The 16626-nt window shown below is 71.2% G+C and carries 14 protein-coding genes; 6 read left to right on the top strand and 8 right to left on the bottom strand.

All coding sequences use genetic code 11. The annotated features are described in order from the left end of the window. Window positions 1-247: 247 nt before the first annotated feature. The 3 genes from lexA to IFU40_RS09460 are packed head-to-tail and all read left to right on the top strand — an operon-like array spanning window position 248 to window position 3893. On the top strand, window positions 248-937 hold the full coding sequence (gene lexA / locus IFU40_RS09450; protein ID WP_191926165.1) for a transcriptional repressor LexA: 690 nt from the start codon (window positions 248-250) through the stop codon (window positions 935-937). Between the two features lie 38 nt (window positions 938-975). After that, window positions 976-2007 (top strand): hypothetical protein, encoded by a 1032-nt coding sequence (locus IFU40_RS09455; RefSeq protein ID WP_191926166.1) that lies wholly within the window; start codon window positions 976-978, stop codon window positions 2005-2007. Further along, on the top strand, window positions 2007-3893 hold the full coding sequence (locus tag IFU40_RS09460; RefSeq protein WP_191926167.1) for a S9 family peptidase: 1887 nt from the start codon (window positions 2007-2009) through the stop codon (window positions 3891-3893). Before IFU40_RS09455 ends, IFU40_RS09460 begins: the two co-directional genes overlap by 1 nt. 175 nt (window positions 3894-4068) lie before the next feature. On the opposite strand, the gene hflX is transcribed toward IFU40_RS09460, so the two are convergent. Continuing rightward, window positions 4069-5586: a GTPase HflX gene (gene hflX, locus IFU40_RS09465; RefSeq protein WP_055835183.1), complete on the bottom strand. Its 1518-nt coding sequence runs from the start codon at window positions 5584-5586 to the stop codon at window positions 4069-4071. Between the two features lie 99 nt (window positions 5587-5685). Here hflX and IFU40_RS09470 point away from each other — a divergent pair, with 99 nt between their 5' ends. Next, window positions 5686-6330 (top strand): class I SAM-dependent methyltransferase, encoded by a 645-nt coding sequence (locus tag IFU40_RS09470; protein WP_191926168.1) that lies wholly within the window; start codon window positions 5686-5688, stop codon window positions 6328-6330. A gap of 85 nt (window positions 6331-6415) precedes the next feature. Here the strand turns inward: IFU40_RS09470 and dapF are convergent, their stop codons facing one another. Beyond that, window positions 6416-7270 (bottom strand): diaminopimelate epimerase, encoded by an 855-nt coding sequence (gene dapF / locus IFU40_RS09475; protein WP_055835177.1) that lies wholly within the window; start codon window positions 7268-7270, stop codon window positions 6416-6418. 138 nt (window positions 7271-7408) lie between these two features. Here dapF and IFU40_RS09480 point away from each other — a divergent pair, with 138 nt between their 5' ends. Beyond that, on the top strand, window positions 7409-8071 hold the full coding sequence (locus IFU40_RS09480; protein WP_191926169.1) for a pentapeptide repeat-containing protein: 663 nt from the start codon (window positions 7409-7411) through the stop codon (window positions 8069-8071). Window positions 8072-8148: 77 nt separating this feature from the next. Here IFU40_RS09480 and IFU40_RS09485 read toward each other — a convergent pair whose 3' ends face one another. Genes IFU40_RS09485 through miaB form a run of 3 tightly spaced genes read right to left on the bottom strand, consistent with a single transcriptional unit; the run spans window position 8149 to window position 11074 of the window. Continuing rightward, a complete protein-coding gene (locus IFU40_RS09485; RefSeq protein ID WP_342343509.1) occupies window positions 8149-8598 on the bottom strand; it encodes a GNAT family acetyltransferase in 450 nt (149 codons plus the stop codon). Continuing rightward, complete coding sequence (gene miaA, locus IFU40_RS09490) at window positions 8595-9530, bottom strand: tRNA (adenosine(37)-N6)-dimethylallyltransferase MiaA (RefSeq protein ID WP_191926171.1); 936 nt, start codon at window positions 9528-9530, stop codon at window positions 8595-8597. The genes IFU40_RS09485 and miaA overlap by 4 nt, the downstream gene beginning before the upstream one ends. Beyond that, window positions 9527-11074 (bottom strand): tRNA (N6-isopentenyl adenosine(37)-C2)-methylthiotransferase MiaB, encoded by a 1548-nt coding sequence (gene miaB, locus IFU40_RS09495; RefSeq protein WP_070408220.1) that lies wholly within the window; start codon window positions 11072-11074, stop codon window positions 9527-9529. Before miaB ends, miaA begins: the two co-directional genes overlap by 4 nt. Before the next feature lie 267 nt (window positions 11075-11341). Between miaB and IFU40_RS09500 the strand changes: the two genes are divergently transcribed. Further along, entirely contained in the window at window positions 11342-13906 is a 2565-nt protein-coding gene (locus IFU40_RS09500) for a helix-turn-helix transcriptional regulator (RefSeq protein WP_191926172.1), read from the top strand. A gap of 209 nt (window positions 13907-14115) precedes the next feature. Here the strand turns inward: IFU40_RS09500 and IFU40_RS09505 are convergent, their stop codons facing one another. The 3 genes from IFU40_RS09505 to IFU40_RS09515 form a co-directional block, all read right to left on the bottom strand. Then, window positions 14116-15078, bottom strand: coding sequence for a regulatory protein RecX (locus IFU40_RS09505; protein ID WP_191926173.1), 963 nt, complete (start codon window positions 15076-15078; stop codon window positions 14116-14118). Continuing rightward, a complete protein-coding gene (gene recA / locus IFU40_RS09510) occupies window positions 15078-16133 on the bottom strand; it encodes a recombinase RecA (protein WP_055835155.1) in 1056 nt (351 codons plus the stop codon). The genes IFU40_RS09505 and recA overlap by 1 nt, the downstream gene beginning before the upstream one ends. A 250-nt stretch (window positions 16134-16383) precedes the next feature. Beyond that, window positions 16384-16608 (bottom strand): DUF3046 domain-containing protein, encoded by a 225-nt coding sequence (locus tag IFU40_RS09515; protein WP_055835152.1) that lies wholly within the window; start codon window positions 16606-16608, stop codon window positions 16384-16386. Window positions 16609-16626 lie beyond the last annotated feature (18 nt).

The raw sequence follows: 16626 nt of genomic DNA on the forward strand, positions 1-16626 counted from the left end.
TTGGTGGGGAGAGATTCGCACCCCGCCCTCGGCCGGGAGGGCGGCGTGCGAATCTGTATTCCGAATCTATCTTCGATACTGCGACGGTGTCAACACACCGGTTGTCGGAAACGAATCGAACGCGACACGCGTGCGGCTCCGTGTCATTCGTGTCCTCTACCGGATACGGTTTCGACACGGAGACCTCATCACCAACCTCCGACATTCGAATTTCCGCCGCCCTTCCCGCGGCGCGAGGGGAGCACAGATGACCGACGCGACGACCGCCTCCGGGCGCGAACGACCGCAGACGCGACGGCGCAAGAACCTCAGCGACAAGCAGCTCGCGATCCTCGAAGTCATCCAGCGATCGATCGCGCGGCACGGTTATCCGCCGAGCATGCGCGAGATCGGCGACGCCGTCGGCCTGAAGTCGCTGTCGAGCGTCACGCATCAGCTGAACCAGCTCGAGCTCAGCGGCTACCTGCGCCGCGACCCGGGTAAGACCCGCGCCATGGAGGTGCTGATCGACCTTCCCGGCACCGCCGCCGAGAACCCCGCCGACACCGCCCCCGCGGTGGGCGACGCCGCCCTCGTGCCCCTGGTGGGCCGGATCGCGGCGGGCGTGCCCATCACCGCCGACCAGCACGTGGAGGAGATCTTCCCCCTCCCCCGCCAGCTCGTCGGCAAGGGCGAGTTGTTCATGCTCAAGGTCTCGGGCGACTCGATGATCGACGCGGCGATCTGCGACGGCGACTGGGTGGTCGTGCGCTCGCAGGCGAACGCGGAGAACGGCGAGATCGTGGCCGCGATGCTCGACGGCGAGGCCACGGTGAAGACCTTCCGTCGCCGTGACGGCCACACCTGGCTTCTCCCCCGCAACAGCGCGTTCGAGCCCATCCTCGGCGACGAGGCCGTCGTGCTCGGGCGCATCGTGGCGGTGCTGCGCGCGGTGTGAACCGTGCGTCGTGGTGGCGGGCGCGCCACAATGGCGCCATGACCGCCGGCCCGCCCTCGACCGCATCGACCTCGACCAAACGCGTCGCGAAGCCGTCCGTCGTGGTGCGCGTCACGGCATCCGTGGTGGTGCTGATCGTGGTGGCCCTGCTCACGCCGCTGGCCCTCGTCGCCTCGTGGGCGCGCGTGCAGCTCGTCGATGAGGACTCCTTCGTCGCCACTCTCGCTCCCCTCTCGTCCGACCCCGCCGTGCAAGACCTCGTCATCGCCGAGTCGACGAGCGCCATCTCGGCGTCCGTCGACTTCTCGGCGATCGCGGGCGCGGGCGTCGACGGTCTCGTCGCCCTCGGCGTGCCGCAGGAAGCGGCGCGTGTCCTCGGCCTGGTCGCGCAGCCGTCCGCCGACTCGCTGCGCTCGATCACGCAGCAGGCGGTGACCGACGTGGTGCGCTCCGATCGGTTCTCCGACGTCTGGTCGGGGGTCGTGCGCACCGCGCACCGCGCCTTCGTCTTCGGAGCCACCTCCGACGGTGGCGGCATCATCGTGCAGACTCCGGACGGCCTGGGCGTGCAGATCGGCGGGGTGGTCTCGGCGATCGTCGCCGAGCTGGACCTGCAGGGCTCGCCCGTGGCCGCCCTGGTCCCCCCGATCGACCGGATCGTGGTCCTCGGCGACGGAACGACGCTGCAGGCCGTGCGGTCGGCGTACGCGGCCGCCACCACGGCGGGAGTGGCGGCACCCCTGCTCGTGGGCGTGCTCCTGGTCGGCGGGGTCGTCGTCGCTCCCCGTCGACGGCGCGCGCTGATCGGCGCCGGCATCGCGGTCGCCGTCGGCGCGGCCACCCTGCTCGTGGCGGTCGCCGTGGGCGCGGCGCAGGCGCACCGCACCGCCGTTCTGCGGGGCTTCGACGCCGCGGGGATCGACGCCGTGGTGCGGCAGCTGTCGTCCGGTCTCGTGGGCACGGCGAGCACGGTTCTGGGCATCGGCCTCGTCGCGGGCATCGCGGGCGTCCTGCTCGTCCGGCGTGCCCGACCCCGACGGATGTCGGAGCCCCGGCCTACGCTGGAGTGATGGCAGACACCCTCCCCTACGGTTCCTGGCCCTCCCCGATCACTCCCGAGTCGGTGGCGCAGTCCTCCCCTCGCATCGACGGCGCGCTGTTCGTCGGCGATGAGGTGTGGTGGGCGGAATCCGTGCCCGCCGAGGCGGGTCGCGTCGCGGTGAAGCGGCGCCGCACCGACGGTGCGGTCGAGACGGTGCTGCCCGCACCCGCCAACGCCCGTTCCGCCGTTCACGAATACGGCGGCGGGGCCTGGACCGCCTCCGACGACGGGGAGCTGTTCTATGTCGAGAAGACCGACCAGCGCGTCTACGCCCTTCGCCCGGGCGGCGAGGCGCGCGCGCTGACGCCGGCCGACGACACGGTGCGCCACGGCGGGTTGCGGTTCGAGCACGGCACCCTGCTCGCCGTCCGCGAGACGCACGGGAGCGCCCGCGTTCCCGCACGCGCCATCGTGCGCATCTCGCTCGACGGCGCCGTCGACGTGCTCGCCGAGGGCAGCGACTTCGTCGCGCAGCCCGCGCTGTCGCCCGACGGCCGGTCTCTCGCGTGGGTGGCGTGGAACCACCCCGACATGCCCTGGGATGCCACGACCCTGCGCGTGACCGAGATCGGCACCGGCGAGGTGCGCGAGATCGCCGACACCCCGCGCCAGGCCCCGCTGCAGCCCGTGTGGCTCGGCGACGACGAGCTGTTGTACGCCGACGACCCCGACGGCCGGTGGAACCTGTTCCGCCGTCCCCTCGACGGCGAGCCGCAGCCGGTGTCGCCGGTCGACGCCGACACGGGCGGCGGGCTGTGGGTGCTCGGGACGCGGTGGTTCGGAGCGACCGACGACGGGCGCATCGTCGCCGTCCGCACCGACGGTGCCGACGAGATCGTCGAGATCGCGCCGTCCGGCGTGCGCCCGGTGGACGTGCCCGTCGTGGCCGGCGCGGCGATCGATGACGTGCGCGGGCACCGCGTGCTCGTATCGGGCTCCGACGCCGGCGGCCGCTCGGGGCTGTGGGCGGTCGACCTCGACGCCGGCACCGTCGACCTGGTGACCGGTGGATCCGGGGCCTGGGGCGACGAGTGGATGCCGACGGCCCGCGCCCTCGAGACCGAGGGGCCGCACGGACCCGTGCACGCTTTCGCCTACGCGCCCACGAACCCCGACGTCGCCGCGCCCGAGAACGAGCGCCCGCCCTACGTCGTGCTCGTGCACGGTGGCCCCACCTCGCACGTGGGTCCGGCGCCGTCAGCCAAGACGGCGTTCTTCACGAGCCGCGGCATCGGCGTGCTCGACGTGAACTACGGCGGTTCCACCGGATACGGTCGCGACTACCGTGACCGGCTGAAGGGTCAGTGGGGCGTGGTCGATGTCGATGACGTCGCCGCCGCGGCCTCCGCCCTCGCCGAGGCGGGTCTGGCCGACCCCGAGCGCCTGGCGATCGCCGGCGGCTCCGCCGGCGGATGGACGGTGCTCGCCGCCGTGACGAACACCGACGTGTTCTCGGCCGGGATCTCGCGCTACGGCGTGGGCGACGCCCGTGCCCTCGCCGAAGACACTCACGACTTCGAGGCCCGGTATCTCGACGGCCTGATCGGACCGCTGCCCGAGGCCGAAGCGGTGTATGTGGAGCGCTCGCCTCTGAGCCATCCCGAGCGCTTCCGCGTTCCCCTGCTCATCCTGCAGGGAAGCGAGGACCGGGTCGTGCCGCCGTCGCAGGCCGAGGCGATCCGTGACGCCCTCGCGGCGCACGAGGTTCCCCACGCGTACGTCCTGTACGAGGGCGAGGGTCACGGCTTCCGCCGCGCCGAGACGGTGATCGACTCCCTGCGACGCGAACTGGGCTTCCTCGGGGCGGTCTTCGGCTTCGAGACCCCCGGTATTCCGCCGCTGGAGCTGAGCTGAGACTGTCGCGCGGCTGAAGCGGGCGAAGCAGGCTCTCGGTGCGGAAGAAGCCGAGGCGTCGGCGCGCGCGTCGGGAGAGCGTCGAGGGCGAGGTCGGCGTCGACGGTGCGCGCCCCCGAACCGCACGCCGACGGGCCCCCACCGCGATCGGAGGGGGCCCGTCGTGCGACGGCCGTCAGGCCGCGAACTGCTCCAGCTCGGCCGCCAGGCGCGCCCCCACGTGAGCGTGAAGGAACGTCCCCGTGTCGCGGTGCTCCTGCGCCACGATGAGTCCGCTCTCGTGCACGGCCGACACGAGATCACCACGGTCGTACGGGACGACCGCCTGCACTTCGACGGCGGGCAGGGGCAGAGCGTCCTCGATGGCGGCGCGAAGCTCCTCGATCCCCTCGCCCGTGCGCGACGAGACGAACTTCGCGTTCGGGGCGAGGCCGCGCAGCACCAGGCGTTCGTCCTCGGTCACGAGGTCGGCCTTGTTGAAGACGACGATCTCCTGACCGAAGTTCGCGTCGACATCGCCCATCACGTCGCGCACCGTCATCAGCTGCGCGGCCGGATCGGGATGCGACGCGTCGACGACGTGCAGGATGACGTCGGCGTCGCCGACCTCTTCCAACGTCGAGCGGAACGCCTCGACGAGCTGGTGCGGCAGGTTGCGCACGAAGCCGACCGTGTCGGTCAGCGTGTACACGCGCCCGTCGGTCGTCTCGGAACGGCGGACCGTGGCATCCAGGGTCGCGAACAGCGCGTTCTCGACCAGCACGCCCGCGCTGGTGAGGCGGTTGAGCAGGCTGGATTTTCCGGCGTTGGTGTACCCGGCGATTGCGACCGACGGGATGGTGTGGCGCTTGCGCTCGGCACGCTTGGCCTCGCGCGCCGGGGCGAAGTCGCGCAGCTGCTTGCGCAGCAGAGCCATCTTCGTGCGGATGCGACGACGATCGAGCTCGATCTTCGTCTCACCCGGACCGCGCGAGCCCATGCCCGCGCCTCCGGCACCGACCTGTCCACCGGCCTGGCGCGACATCGAGTCACCCCAGCCGCGCAGACGCGGCAGCAGGTATTCGAGCTGCGCGAGCTCGACCTGCGCCTTGCCCTCGCGGCTCTTGGCGTGCTGGCTGAAGATGTCGAGGATCACCGTGGTGCGGTCGATCACCTTCACCTTCACGACGTCCTCGAGCGCGCGACGCTGGCTGGGGGCGAGCTCGGTGTCGGCGATGACGGTGTCGGCGCCGACGGCGGCGACGATGTCGCGCAGCTCCGCCGCCTTACCCCGACCGACGTAGGTCGCGGGGTCCGGATGCGGCCGGCGCTGCAGAACGCCGTCGAGCACGACGGCCCCGGCGGTCTCGGCGAGCGCCGACAGCTCGCGCAGGGAGTTCTCGGCATCGGCCTGCTCGCCCTGCGGGTGCACGCCGACGAGAACGACGTTCTCGAGGCGCAGCTGGCGGTACTCGACCTCGGTGACGTCTTCGAGCTCGGTCGACAAACCGGCCACGCGGCGCAGCGCTGCGCGTTCCTCGCGGTCCCACTGGTCGCCGTCGGCGTCGCCGCCGTACGCCGTGGAGGCGTCTTGAAGCGCCTGCGCTGCACCGAAGACCCGGACCCCGCGGTGCGCTTCGGCGCGCGACAGCACGCGGTCCACCGGGTCGACCGGCGTCGCGTCCGTGCTCGGGGGTGTGGTCTGTTCGGTCATGTGTTCCTTCCGTCCGCGGGTGTTCCCGCGGTTTCTCCTGGTGTTCTCGCACTTTAGCCGCCCGCGGCGTCGCGCGGCCGGGTCGGATATTCTGTGGGGATGGGGAGCGAGCACTACTTCAGCGCGTCGCCGTCGAGTCCCGAACAGCTCCGCCGTATCCGAGTGACACTCGCGGGGCGCGAATTCGAGGCCGTGACGGCGGGTGGCGTCTTCAGTCCCGATCACGTGGATGCCGGAACCTCGGTGCTGCTGCACAACACCCCTCCCCCTCCCGCCGGCGGGGACTTCCTCGACCTGGGGTGCGGGTGGGGTCCGATCTCGTTGTCGCTCGCGCTCGCTTCACCGCACGCGACCATCTGGGCGGTCGACGTCAACGAACGTGCTCTCGATCTCGTGAGGCGGAACGCACAGTCCCTCGGCCTCACCAACATCAACGCGGTGCGACCGGAAGATGTTCCCGACGACGTGTCGTTCCGGACGATCCGGTCGAACCCGCCGATCCGCGTGGGCAAGAGCGAACTGCACGGCATGCTCGAGCACTGGATCCCTCGGCTCACCGAGCGCAGCGACGGGTGGTTCGTCGTGCAGCGCAACCTCGGCTCCGACTCGCTGCAGCGCTGGCTGTCCTCGACGTTCGAGAACGGCTACGGCGTGCAGCGGGCCGCCACCGGGCGCGGCTTCCGTGTGCTCCGGGTGCGCCGTCACGGCTCGCCGCCGAGCGAGCCGATCGACATCATCGCCTGAGTCGCCGTCGTTCAGGCGCAGCGACGATCCCGACCGTCGGCCCGATGCCCCTCGGCTCGCGCCGGACCGCGGCCCATCGACGGGCTCAGGCCAGTGCGACCTCGCCGGTGAACACCAGCGATGCCGGCCCCGACAAGAACACGCGCCCCTCGGCGACCCGCACCCCGAGCGTGCCGCCGGGGGTGTCCACGACCCACGAGTCGGGAGCAGCCGCCCCCGCCCAGTGCCGCACGGCCAGAGCGGCGGCCGCGACGCCGGTGCCGCAGCTGAGCGTCTCGCCGACGCCGCGTTCGAAGACGCGCAGGCGGATCGCGCCGACGCCGTCACGCACCAGCGGATCGGCGGGAACGACGAACTCCACGTTCGCCCCGTGCCGCGGCGCGGGATCGAGCACCGGCTGGAAGGCGAGCTCGAGGCCGTCGAGCTCGGCCTCGGACGACAGCGCGACGACGACGTGCGGGTTGCCCACGTCGATGCCCACGCCCGGTCGCGCCACCGGAAGCCCCTTCGCGCGGACGAGGGTCTCTTCCGCCTCGATCGCGTAGGCCCCCAGATCGACCTCGAAGCCGCGATCGCTGCGGGTGAGGGTCTTGACCCCCGCGCGGGTGCCGATGCGCAGGCCCCCCTCGATCGAGGCGAGGCCGGTGTCGGTGAGGTAGCGGGCGAACACGCGTGTGCCGTTGCCGCACATCTCTGCCGCGGACCCGTCGGCGTTGCGATAGTCCATGAACCACTCGGCGCCGGATGCCATGGCATCCGCCCCCTCGTCGATCGCCGAGGAGCGCACCACGCGCAGCAGACCGTCGGCACCGATGCCGAAGTGGCGGTCGCAGAGCGCGGCGATCTGCGCGGCGGACAGGTCGAGCTCGCCGTCGGGGTCGGCCACGACCACGAAATCGTTGCCGGTGCCGTGGCCTTTGGTGAACGCGAGAGTCGCCATGCGACCAGTCTAGGAGCGGGCGTCGGGGTCGCTTCCCGGGGCGTCTGCGAAACGGCACCGCGCGGGTGACGGCACGCGCTCCTCGCGGCGGTCGCTAGGCTGTCCCAGCCCTCCGCCCCGTCCGTTTCGAGGAGACCCATGCCCAAGCCCCCCGCCCTGGTCGCGCCCTCGTTCGATCGCCCTCCGCTGGACGATCTCGATCCGGGAGAGCCCGCGGCCCTCGCTCCCCGGGCGGCCCTGGAGGGGCTGTCGTTCCGCGACCTCCGCATCGACGGTCTCGACCTCGAGAGCGCGGAACTGACGCTGTGCCGCATCGAAGGCCTCCGCGCGCCCGAGGTCACGCTGCGGTACGCGCACCTGTCCGAATCCGCGCTGTCGGGCTGGGACGTGCCGATCGTCCGGTCGGCGCGGACCACGTGGCGCGACGTCGAGATCGAGGGTTCGCGTACGGGATCGCTCGAGGCCTACGAGTCGACCTGGAACGGCGTGCATTTCGTCAACTGCCGACTCGGATTCGTGAACCTGCGCGGGGCGCACCTGCAAGACGTCGCCTTCACCGACTGCACGATCGACGAACTCGACCTGGGGCAGTCCCGGGTCACCCGCTTCGCCGCGAACGGCACCCGGATCTCGCAGCTCATCGTCGAGCAGGCGACGCTGCAGCACACCGACCTCCGCGGCGCCGAGCTGGAAGGCCTCGCGGGTCTGTCGGCGCTGCGAGGCGCGACCATCTCGTCGATGCAGCTGCAGCAGCTGGCCCCGCTCCTGGCCGCGGACCGCGGCATCACCGTCCGGGACTGACACGAGCGGGCGCGGGTCGGCGATAGACCCGTGGGCCCGACGCGTGAGGCCCGCGCCGGGAACGCAGACCGCCGCGCTCAGCCGGGTGGCGGCGGTCCGCCCGGTCCGTCGACGACGAGCCTCTTCCCGGTGGCCCACGTCTCGAACGGTTCGTACCCCAGAGCGTCGTAGAAGCCCCGGGCGCCCGTGTTCTCGGGACGCACCATGAGCTGCACCTTCGGACAGCCGAGCGCCTCGAGCAGCCGCTCCGCCTCGGCCACGAGCAGGCGACCGACACCTCGACCGCGGTGCGACGCCGCCGCGGCCAGGTAATAGAGCCATCCGCGATGGCCGTCGTAGCCCGACATGACGCTGCCGACCACCGTGCCGCCGTCGACGGCCACGAGGAACAACTCCGGCTGCACCGTGAGCTTGCGGCGGATGTCGGCTCGGGGGTCGTTCCACGGTCGGGTGAGACCCGCCTCCTCCCAGAGGGCGACGACGGCGTCCTCGTCGTCGAGCTCGAAGCTCCGCACGACGATGCTCACTCCCCCACCTCCCCCGCGGACACCAGGGTCATGGCATCCACGGTGCGGGCGTCGACCCACCGAGCCTCGGCGTAGCGGCGGAACCATGACACCTGTCGCCGCGCGTACCGACGAGTGAGGGCTTGCGTCTCGGCCACCGCCTCGTCTCGTGTCAGGTCGCCGCGGAGCTGGGCGAGGGCCTGTGCGTACCCGATCGCCCGTGCGGCGGTGACCCCGCGCTCGAGCCCGTCGCCGCGCAACCGCTCCACCTCGTCGAGCATCCCGGCCGCCCACATGCCCTCCACGCGGGCGTCGAGGAGCGGCACGAGCTGCTCGCGGTCGACGGTCGTCGCGATGATCCGGGTATCGGGATGCCAGAACTCCGGCGCGGAGGGAAGGGCGCCGCCGTGCGTCTCGCCGCCCTGCGCCAGCACCTCGAGTGCCCGCACCACCCGGCGACCGTTGCGCGGATCGATGCGCTCGGCGGCAGCCGGATCGGCCTCGCGCAGGCGCGCGTACAGTGCACCCGCGCCGAGACGGTCGAGCTCCGCCTCGAGCCGCGCCCGGACGGCCTCGTCGCGCGGGGGGAACCGGAAGTCCCACAGCACTCCCGAGACGTACAGGCCGGAGCCGCCCACGAGGATCGCGTCGGCTCCGCGCCCGTGGATCTCGGTGATCGCCGCGCGGGCGGCATCCTGATACCAGGCCACCGCCGCCTCGTCGGTCACGGCGAGAGCGTCGAAGAGGTGATGCGCGATGCCGCGTCGGTCACCGACCGGGAGTTTCGCGGTCCCGATGTCCATGCCCCGGTACAGCTGCATGGCGTCGGCGTTCACGATCTCGGCCGCGCGTCCGCGGGCGGCGAGGGCCTCGGCGAGATCGAGGGAGAGCCCCGTCTTGCCGGTGCCGGTGGCCCCGACGACGGCCCACAGGCGCGGCGCGGCGGAACTCACACTCCGACGCGCAGGGACGGCAGACCGAGCGAGACCGCGCGCGGGGTCGCGGCGTCGCCCGCCGGCGCCGGGACGCCGCAGGACTCCGCCTGCGAACGGTCCCAGGCATCTCCCGCGCGCGTCCGACGGATGCGCAGGGGGGCGGCATCGGGCGCGTCGGCCAGCAGGTGGAAGGGCGCGGCGTGCGTCACGGTGACCGAGACCACGTCGCCGGGGCGTGGGACGGGAGAGCCCGCCGGCACCTCGAAGTGCACGAGACGATTGTCTTCGGCGCGACCGGTGAGGCGGTGCGTCGCGGCGTCCTTCTTGCCCTCGCCGGCCGAGACGAGCACCTCGAGCGTGCGTCCGAGCTGCTTCTGGTTCTCTTCGGCCGCGATGCGGTCCTGCAGCGCCATGAGCCGCTCGTAGCGCTCCTGCACGACGGCCTTCGGGACCTGGTCGGGCATGGTGGCCGCCGGCGTCCCCTCGCGGATGGAGTACTGGAACGTAAAGGCGGTCGCGAACCTCGATGCCTCGACGACCCGCAACGTCTCGAGGAAGTCCTCCTCGGTCTCGCCGGGGAAGCCCACGATGATGTCGGTCGTGATGGCCGCGTGCGGCATGCGCTCGCGCACCCGGTCCAGGATGCCGAGGAACTTCTCGCTCCGGTAGGACCGGCGCATCGCCTTGAGCACGCGGTCGGAACCGGACTGCAACGGCATGTGCAACTGCGGCATGACGGCGGGCGTCTCGGCCATCGCCGCGATGACGTCGTCGGTGAACGCGGCGGGGTGCGGGCTCGTGAACCGGATGCGCTCGAGGCCCTCGATCTCGCCGGCCGCGCGCAGGAGCTTGCCGAAGGCGAGACGATCGCCGAATTCGACGCCGTACGAATTGACGTTCTGGCCCAGGAGGGTGACCTCGATGGCACCGTCGTCGACCAGCAGGCGGATCTCGTTCAGGATGTCGCCGGGGCGACGGTCTTTCTCTTTGCCGCGCAGGCTCGGCACGATGCAGAACGTGCAGGTGTTGTTGCATCCCACCGAGATCGACACCCAGCCGCTGTGCACCGAGTCGCGCTTGGTGGGCAGGGTGGAGGGGAAGATCTCGAGCGACTCGAGGATCTCGAGCTCGGCCTCGCCGTTGTGGCGGGCGCGCTCGAGCATTCCGGGCAGCGATCCCATGTTGTGCGTGCCGAAGACGACATCGACCCACGGCGCCTTCTGCTGCACGGCGTCCTTGTCCATCTGCGCCAGGCACCCGCCGACCGCGATCTGCATGCCCGCGTGGGCGTCCTTGCGGGACTTCAGGTGCCCCAACGTGCCGTACAGCTTGCCGGCGGCGTTGTCTCGCACGGCGCACGTGTTGATCACGACGACGTCGGCCTCGGACCCGACATCGGCGCGGACGTATCCCGCGCTCTCGAGCGATCCCGACAGGCGCTCCGAATCGTGGACGTTCATCTGGCATCCGAAGGTGCGCACCTCGTAGGTGCGGGCGCCCGTCTCGCCCTGTGCGGCGGGAGAGGGAGCGATGAGCGTCGGGGAGGAAACGGGGGTCGTCATGATGCGAGCAAGTCTAAGCGCCGGGGCGGGACGAGCCTCGGGCGGGATCTCGGCGCCACGAGGACAGGATCGGAGCGACCTTCGTCGCCGGAGACTACTGGGGGGCACTACTGGTCTCGAGAGATGGGGACTACCTGTCTGCCGCCTTCGGCGCAAAAGGCGCAATACGCTGCGGATAGAGGCCGGAAGATGCTGCGCTCAGTAGGTAGCCTTTCGGTCTTACGCCATAACCCGTCCGCCTGCGGGTTTTTCCGGGGGGAGATGGGCATGCGGAAAGAACGATCGAGGGAGTGGGCGAAAGCCCTCGTGGGGGCAGACAGGAATGCCGGCGCGCTGGCATCCCGACTGCGAGAGGGGACCTCTCTCGTGGTGGCGGGGCCACGAGGAAGTGGACGGAGCTACCTGCTCCGCACCGTCGCCGCCGAGCTCGAACGCTGGGGGTCTGCGCCCGTCGTGCTGCGTCCGTCCACCCTCCTGAGCGACATCCCGTTCGGCGCGATCGACGCCAGCGACGATCCTCGGGCGGCCGCTCTGCGGGACGGCCCGCCACCCGACTCCGCCCGCACCATCGTGATCGTCGACGACGTCGACGCGCTCGATACCGCCTCCACGACCGCGATCGTCCGCGCGGCGGCCGCGCGGCGGGTCACCGTCCTCATCGGCGTGCGCACCGCGCGGGCACGGGCAGCCCGCCCCACCGCAGAATCCGACGCGCAGCGCCTCGCCCTGGGGCTGTGGCACGACGGCTTCGCGAAGCGGATCGATCTCGGCGAACTCACCTCCGTCGACGCCGAGGAGCTCGTGGCCCTCTTCCCCGGGAGCGAGGCTCTCGACAGCGCCACCCGCGCGGGGCTCGTGTGGCGCGCCGACGGCTCCCGCACGCTTCTGCGGCACCTCCTTCTCGAGGCCCTCTCGGCCGTGGCCGCGGGACGTGATCCCCTCCGCGCGCTCGAGAACATCGCACCGCAGAGCCGCCTGGCCGTCGCTGTCGAGAGTCACGTCGCCGACATCGCCCCCGACGACCTCATGTGCCTCGCCGTCGTCCACCGACTCCCCCACCTCGAGCTCAGCGTGGCGACACGCCTGTTCCCGGCCGACACCGTCGACGGTCTGGTGGCCGGCGGACTGATGCACGCCGACGGCACTCCGGCTCGGCGCCTCACGGCGAACGATCTCATCGCGCGCGAGGGCGAACGCCAACTCGGGTCGGCGTGCGTGCGCGCGGTCATCGACGCCGCCTGTGAGCGCATGCTGGCCGAGGCAGACGAATGGTGGAGCCTGCCGATCTCGCTCCACGTCGCCGAGAAGTGGCACCGTGACGGTTCCTCGTCGGCCGACGCCCCGCAGGTCGATCCCCTCGTCCGCGCACGGATCGCGCTCGACGCGGCGAGGATCGCCAACGATCGAGGCGATTCCGCTCACGCGGCCGCACACGCCGCACGGGGCCTGCGCGCCTACGATCACCCCGACCTCCGACTGGAGGCGGTGCTGGCCAGCGGCGGATGGAGCGATTCCGAGTCCGGCGTCGACGCGTCGGATCGCGACGTCCTTCGGCGACTCGCCCGGCTGCGCGCGCGACGGCGCGCGAGCGCCCCGGACTCCGCAGCCCCGCGTGCCGAGGGTGACGCGGACACCCGGATCGAAGTCTTGCTCGTGCGATCCGGCCAAGCGGGCGACGCCCTCGACTGTGCTGCGGCCGCCGACCTCGCGGCTCAAGCCGTGGCGGTGCAGGCCGCGTCGTCCGAGGCGCGTCTGCGCGCACTCATCACCGCCGGAACCTCGGCGGCCTTTCGCGGCGGGTGGAGCGCCGCCTACCGGTACTACCGCGCCGCGGAAAGACTCTTGGATTCCCGCCAGAAGGTCACGGGGATCTCCGCCAAGGACCGATTGTCAGCCGTGATGTTCATGCTCGCCGGATACCAGGTGGCGGGGGCCGATGGAAACGACGTGCGCCAGCGGCTCGACGAAGAGCTGCACACCGCGGCACGTGAGGGCGGGGCCGCCGAGCTGACGCTCGCGGGGGCTGCGGCCTCCATCGCCTTCGCCGGCGAGGGCCGACCGGTGGAGTCGCAGCGGGAGTTGGAGGCGGCGCTCGGCCGGCAGCCGCTCGCCGTCACGGATTCGAACGCCGCGATGATCGAGCTCGGCGTCGCCGAAGAACTCGCGATGAGCGGGCGCACGAAGGAGGCACGCGCCTCTTTGGCGAGTCTGGACCTGGAAGCCAGCCCGATGCTCCTCCACGGCATGCGGTACGTCGAAACGACCATCCTCGCGGCCGAAGGGCGAGACGAGGAGGCACGGGCGACCGCTCGCGCGGCGGCCGAAGTGACCGCCGGGACGACCGCCGCGGCGCTGCGGATCCGCGACCTCTTCCGCCTGTCGACCCTGGGAGCAGCCACCCGGGAAGAGACCGACGAACTGATCCAGCTCGCCGCCACCACAGACCTCCCCCTCGCCGCCGAGGCGGTGCGGCGGTTGTCGGCCCGTTCGGCGGAAGAGGAATCGACTCCCGTCGACGAGTTGCGCCTGCACAACCTGTGGACCGCGGATCACGGCGAGCGGTCGGCGGAACCGGGAGGGATCGAGCGGCTCCCCGCGCACTCCCCAGCCCTGGCCTCGGGCGAGGAACTGACCCGACGCGAGCACGAGATCGCCGTGCTGGTCGTCGAGGGCCTGACGAACCGGGAGATCGCGACGCGACTGTTCCTGTCGGTACGCACGGTCGAATCGCACGTGTACCAGGCGCGCTTGAAGGTGGGGGCAGCGAGTCGACGCGATCTGGGCCGCATGGTGGCCGCCGGCGTGGTGCCTGTGCCGCCCGGGGTGCGGTGAGCGGGCACGCCCGGGGGGGGGGGGGGGTGCGGTGTGCGGGCCCGCCCGGGGTGCGGTGAGTGGGCCCGCCGGCGGTGCGGTGCGCAGACCCGTCGGGAGTTTGGTGAGCAGACCCGCCGGGGGTTCGGTGAGCGGACCCGCCCGTGGGGGTGCGGTGAGCGGGCCCGCCGACACCCCGCGCCTGGGACCCGTCCGGCGACGGGCAGGGCTCAGTCGTCGGGTGTGAAACGAACGCTCGTGGACGGCGAAGACCGGAACGTCGAACGACCGCGACCCAGTCCGGCCTCGTCGAGCGCCGTCCGCGCCGCCGTCAACGCCACCGATGACGGGTAACCGCGTCGCGCGAGCTGGCCGACCAGGCGACGCAGATCGGTGTCGAAGTCTTTGCCGCCCACCGACCGCACCTTCGATCGCGCGAAGTCCAACGCCCGCTCGGCGTCGTCGTCGGGCATCTCGGCGATCGTCGCCTCGGCGACATCGCGCGAGATGCCGCGCTTGCGCAGAGTCTCGGCCACGGCACGACGACCCTGCCCGCGGCGTTCGGTCGCCGACATGGCCAGCTGCTCCGCGAACGAGGCGTCGTCGAGATAACGGAGGTCGAGGAAGTGATCGATGATCTCGGCCGTGATCGCGTCGTCGACACCGTCGACACCGCGCAGAACCGTCCGCGCCTCGGACAAGGACAGCGAGCGGGAGTTCAGCTTGCGCAGCAACACGGATTCGGCGCGCTCGCGGATCTCGTCGGGGCTCGGCGCAGCCTCTTCGGGGGCGAGCCCCTCGTCGGCGCCGCCGGGGTCGTCGACTCGTGACAACCCTCGTTTCGATCCTCGTGAGCCGCGCTGCGCCGGGTGCTCGTTCCGGTCGCGCCAGGACGACGATCCGGCGGGAGCGTCGTCCGATGCGCCTCGCGAGGGGTGCGGAGCCGATTTCGCTCCGCCGTTTCCGAAGAGCGGGATGACGGGAGCGAGGGTGTCGTCGTCCAGGGCGCGCAGCGCGGGCCGCGCACCCCGTGCGTCGTCGACGCCGAGCGAGGCCTCGTCGCTCGACGCGACCTCACCGACGGAGCCCGAGTCGACGGCGCCGAGCCCTCGGTCGTCGATATCGTCGGGGTTCTGGTCGCCGCCCGCCCGTCTGAACGGACGAAGACCAGAACCCGATTCGTGTTCCGTCATCAGGCCGGGCGGCGGGCAGCCAGCTCGTCGTCAGCGGGAGCTTCGGCAACAACGGGAGGTGCGCCGATGCCCGTCTTGTTCTTGATCTTCGTCTCGATGTCTCCGGCGATGTCGGGGTTCTTGATCAGGAAGTTTCGGGCGTTCTCTTTACCCTGACCCAGCTGCTCGCCGTCGTAGGTGTACCAGGCCCCGGACTTCTTGACGATGCCGTGCTCGACACCGAAGTCGATCAAGCTGCCCTCTCGCGAGATGCCCACGCCGTACAGAATGTCGAACTCTGCCTGCTTGAACGGCGGAGCCATCTTGTTCTTCACGACCTTGACGCGCGTGCGGTTTCCGACTGCCTCGGTGCCGTCCTTGAGCGTCTCGATACGACGGATGTCGAGGCGAACCGACGCGTAGAACTTCAGCGCCTTACCCCCGGCGGTCGTCTCGGGCGAGCCGAAGAACACACCGATCTTCTCGCGCAGCTGGTTGATGAAGATCATGGTCGTGTTGGTGGTGTTGAGCCCACCCGTGAGCTTGCGCAGCGCCTGCGACATCAGTCGAGCCTGCAGACCGACGTGCGAGTCGCCCATCTCGCCCTTGATTTCGGCCTCGGGCACGAGAGCGGCGACCGAGTCGATGACGACGAGGTCGATGGCTCCGGAACGGATCAGCATGTCGGCGATCTCGAGCGCCTGCTCACCGGTGTCGGGCTGCGAGACCAGCAGCGCGTCGATGTCGACGCCGAGCTTCTTGGCGTACTCGGGGTCGAGCGCGTGCTCGGCGTCGATGAACGCGGCGATGCCGCCGGCGCGCTGCGCGTTGGCGATCGCGTGCAGGGTCAGCGTGGTCTTACCCGAGGACTCCGGGCCGTAGATCTCGATGATGCGACCGCGGGGCAGTCCGCCGATCCCCAGAGCGACGTCGAGGGCGACGGAACCGGTGGAGATGGTCGCGATGGGCGCACGGTCGTCGCTGCCCAGGCGCATGACCGAGCCTTTTCCGAACTGCCGGTCGATCTGGGCAAGGGCTGACTCGAGGGCCTTTTCGCGCTCTGCGGGTGAGGGCATGACGTCTTCTTTCTGCTCGCGTTCCGGTCGCCTATAGGCTGTCGCGCTCCCCATCGACGATGGGGCTGCCCGACAAGGCGTTCAGAGTGTCGTTCGACGTTGTCCACGTTAGGGAGGGCCTCCGACATTGGCGGAGGAGAACCTCCCCGATGGGGATGAACGCGTCGCAATCGCTCTTGTGAAGAAGCCTACCGACAATCGAACGAAGATTCGATGACCGCCGCGCCCGGCGTGTCCGACTCCCGAAACCTCAGTGTCGTCGCGGCTCGAGGCGTCCGACGCCGTACCGACGGTCGGCGGGCACGTCGGTCTCGGCACACAACGCCAGCCAGACGTCGCGCGGGTCGACTCCCGCCGCCAATGCGTCGACGCTCGTGCGGCCGCCGACCGCGGACAGGACGAGGTCGGTCAGCAGAGAGCCGCCGCGTGCGCCGAATTCATCTGCCACGGCGCGATCGAACTCGCTACGACGCATGGAAGACGACGAGTCGGC

This window comes from Microbacterium sp. CFBP 13617, assembly GCF_014839445.1.
Lineage (GTDB): Bacteria > Actinomycetota > Actinomycetes > Actinomycetales > Microbacteriaceae > Microbacterium.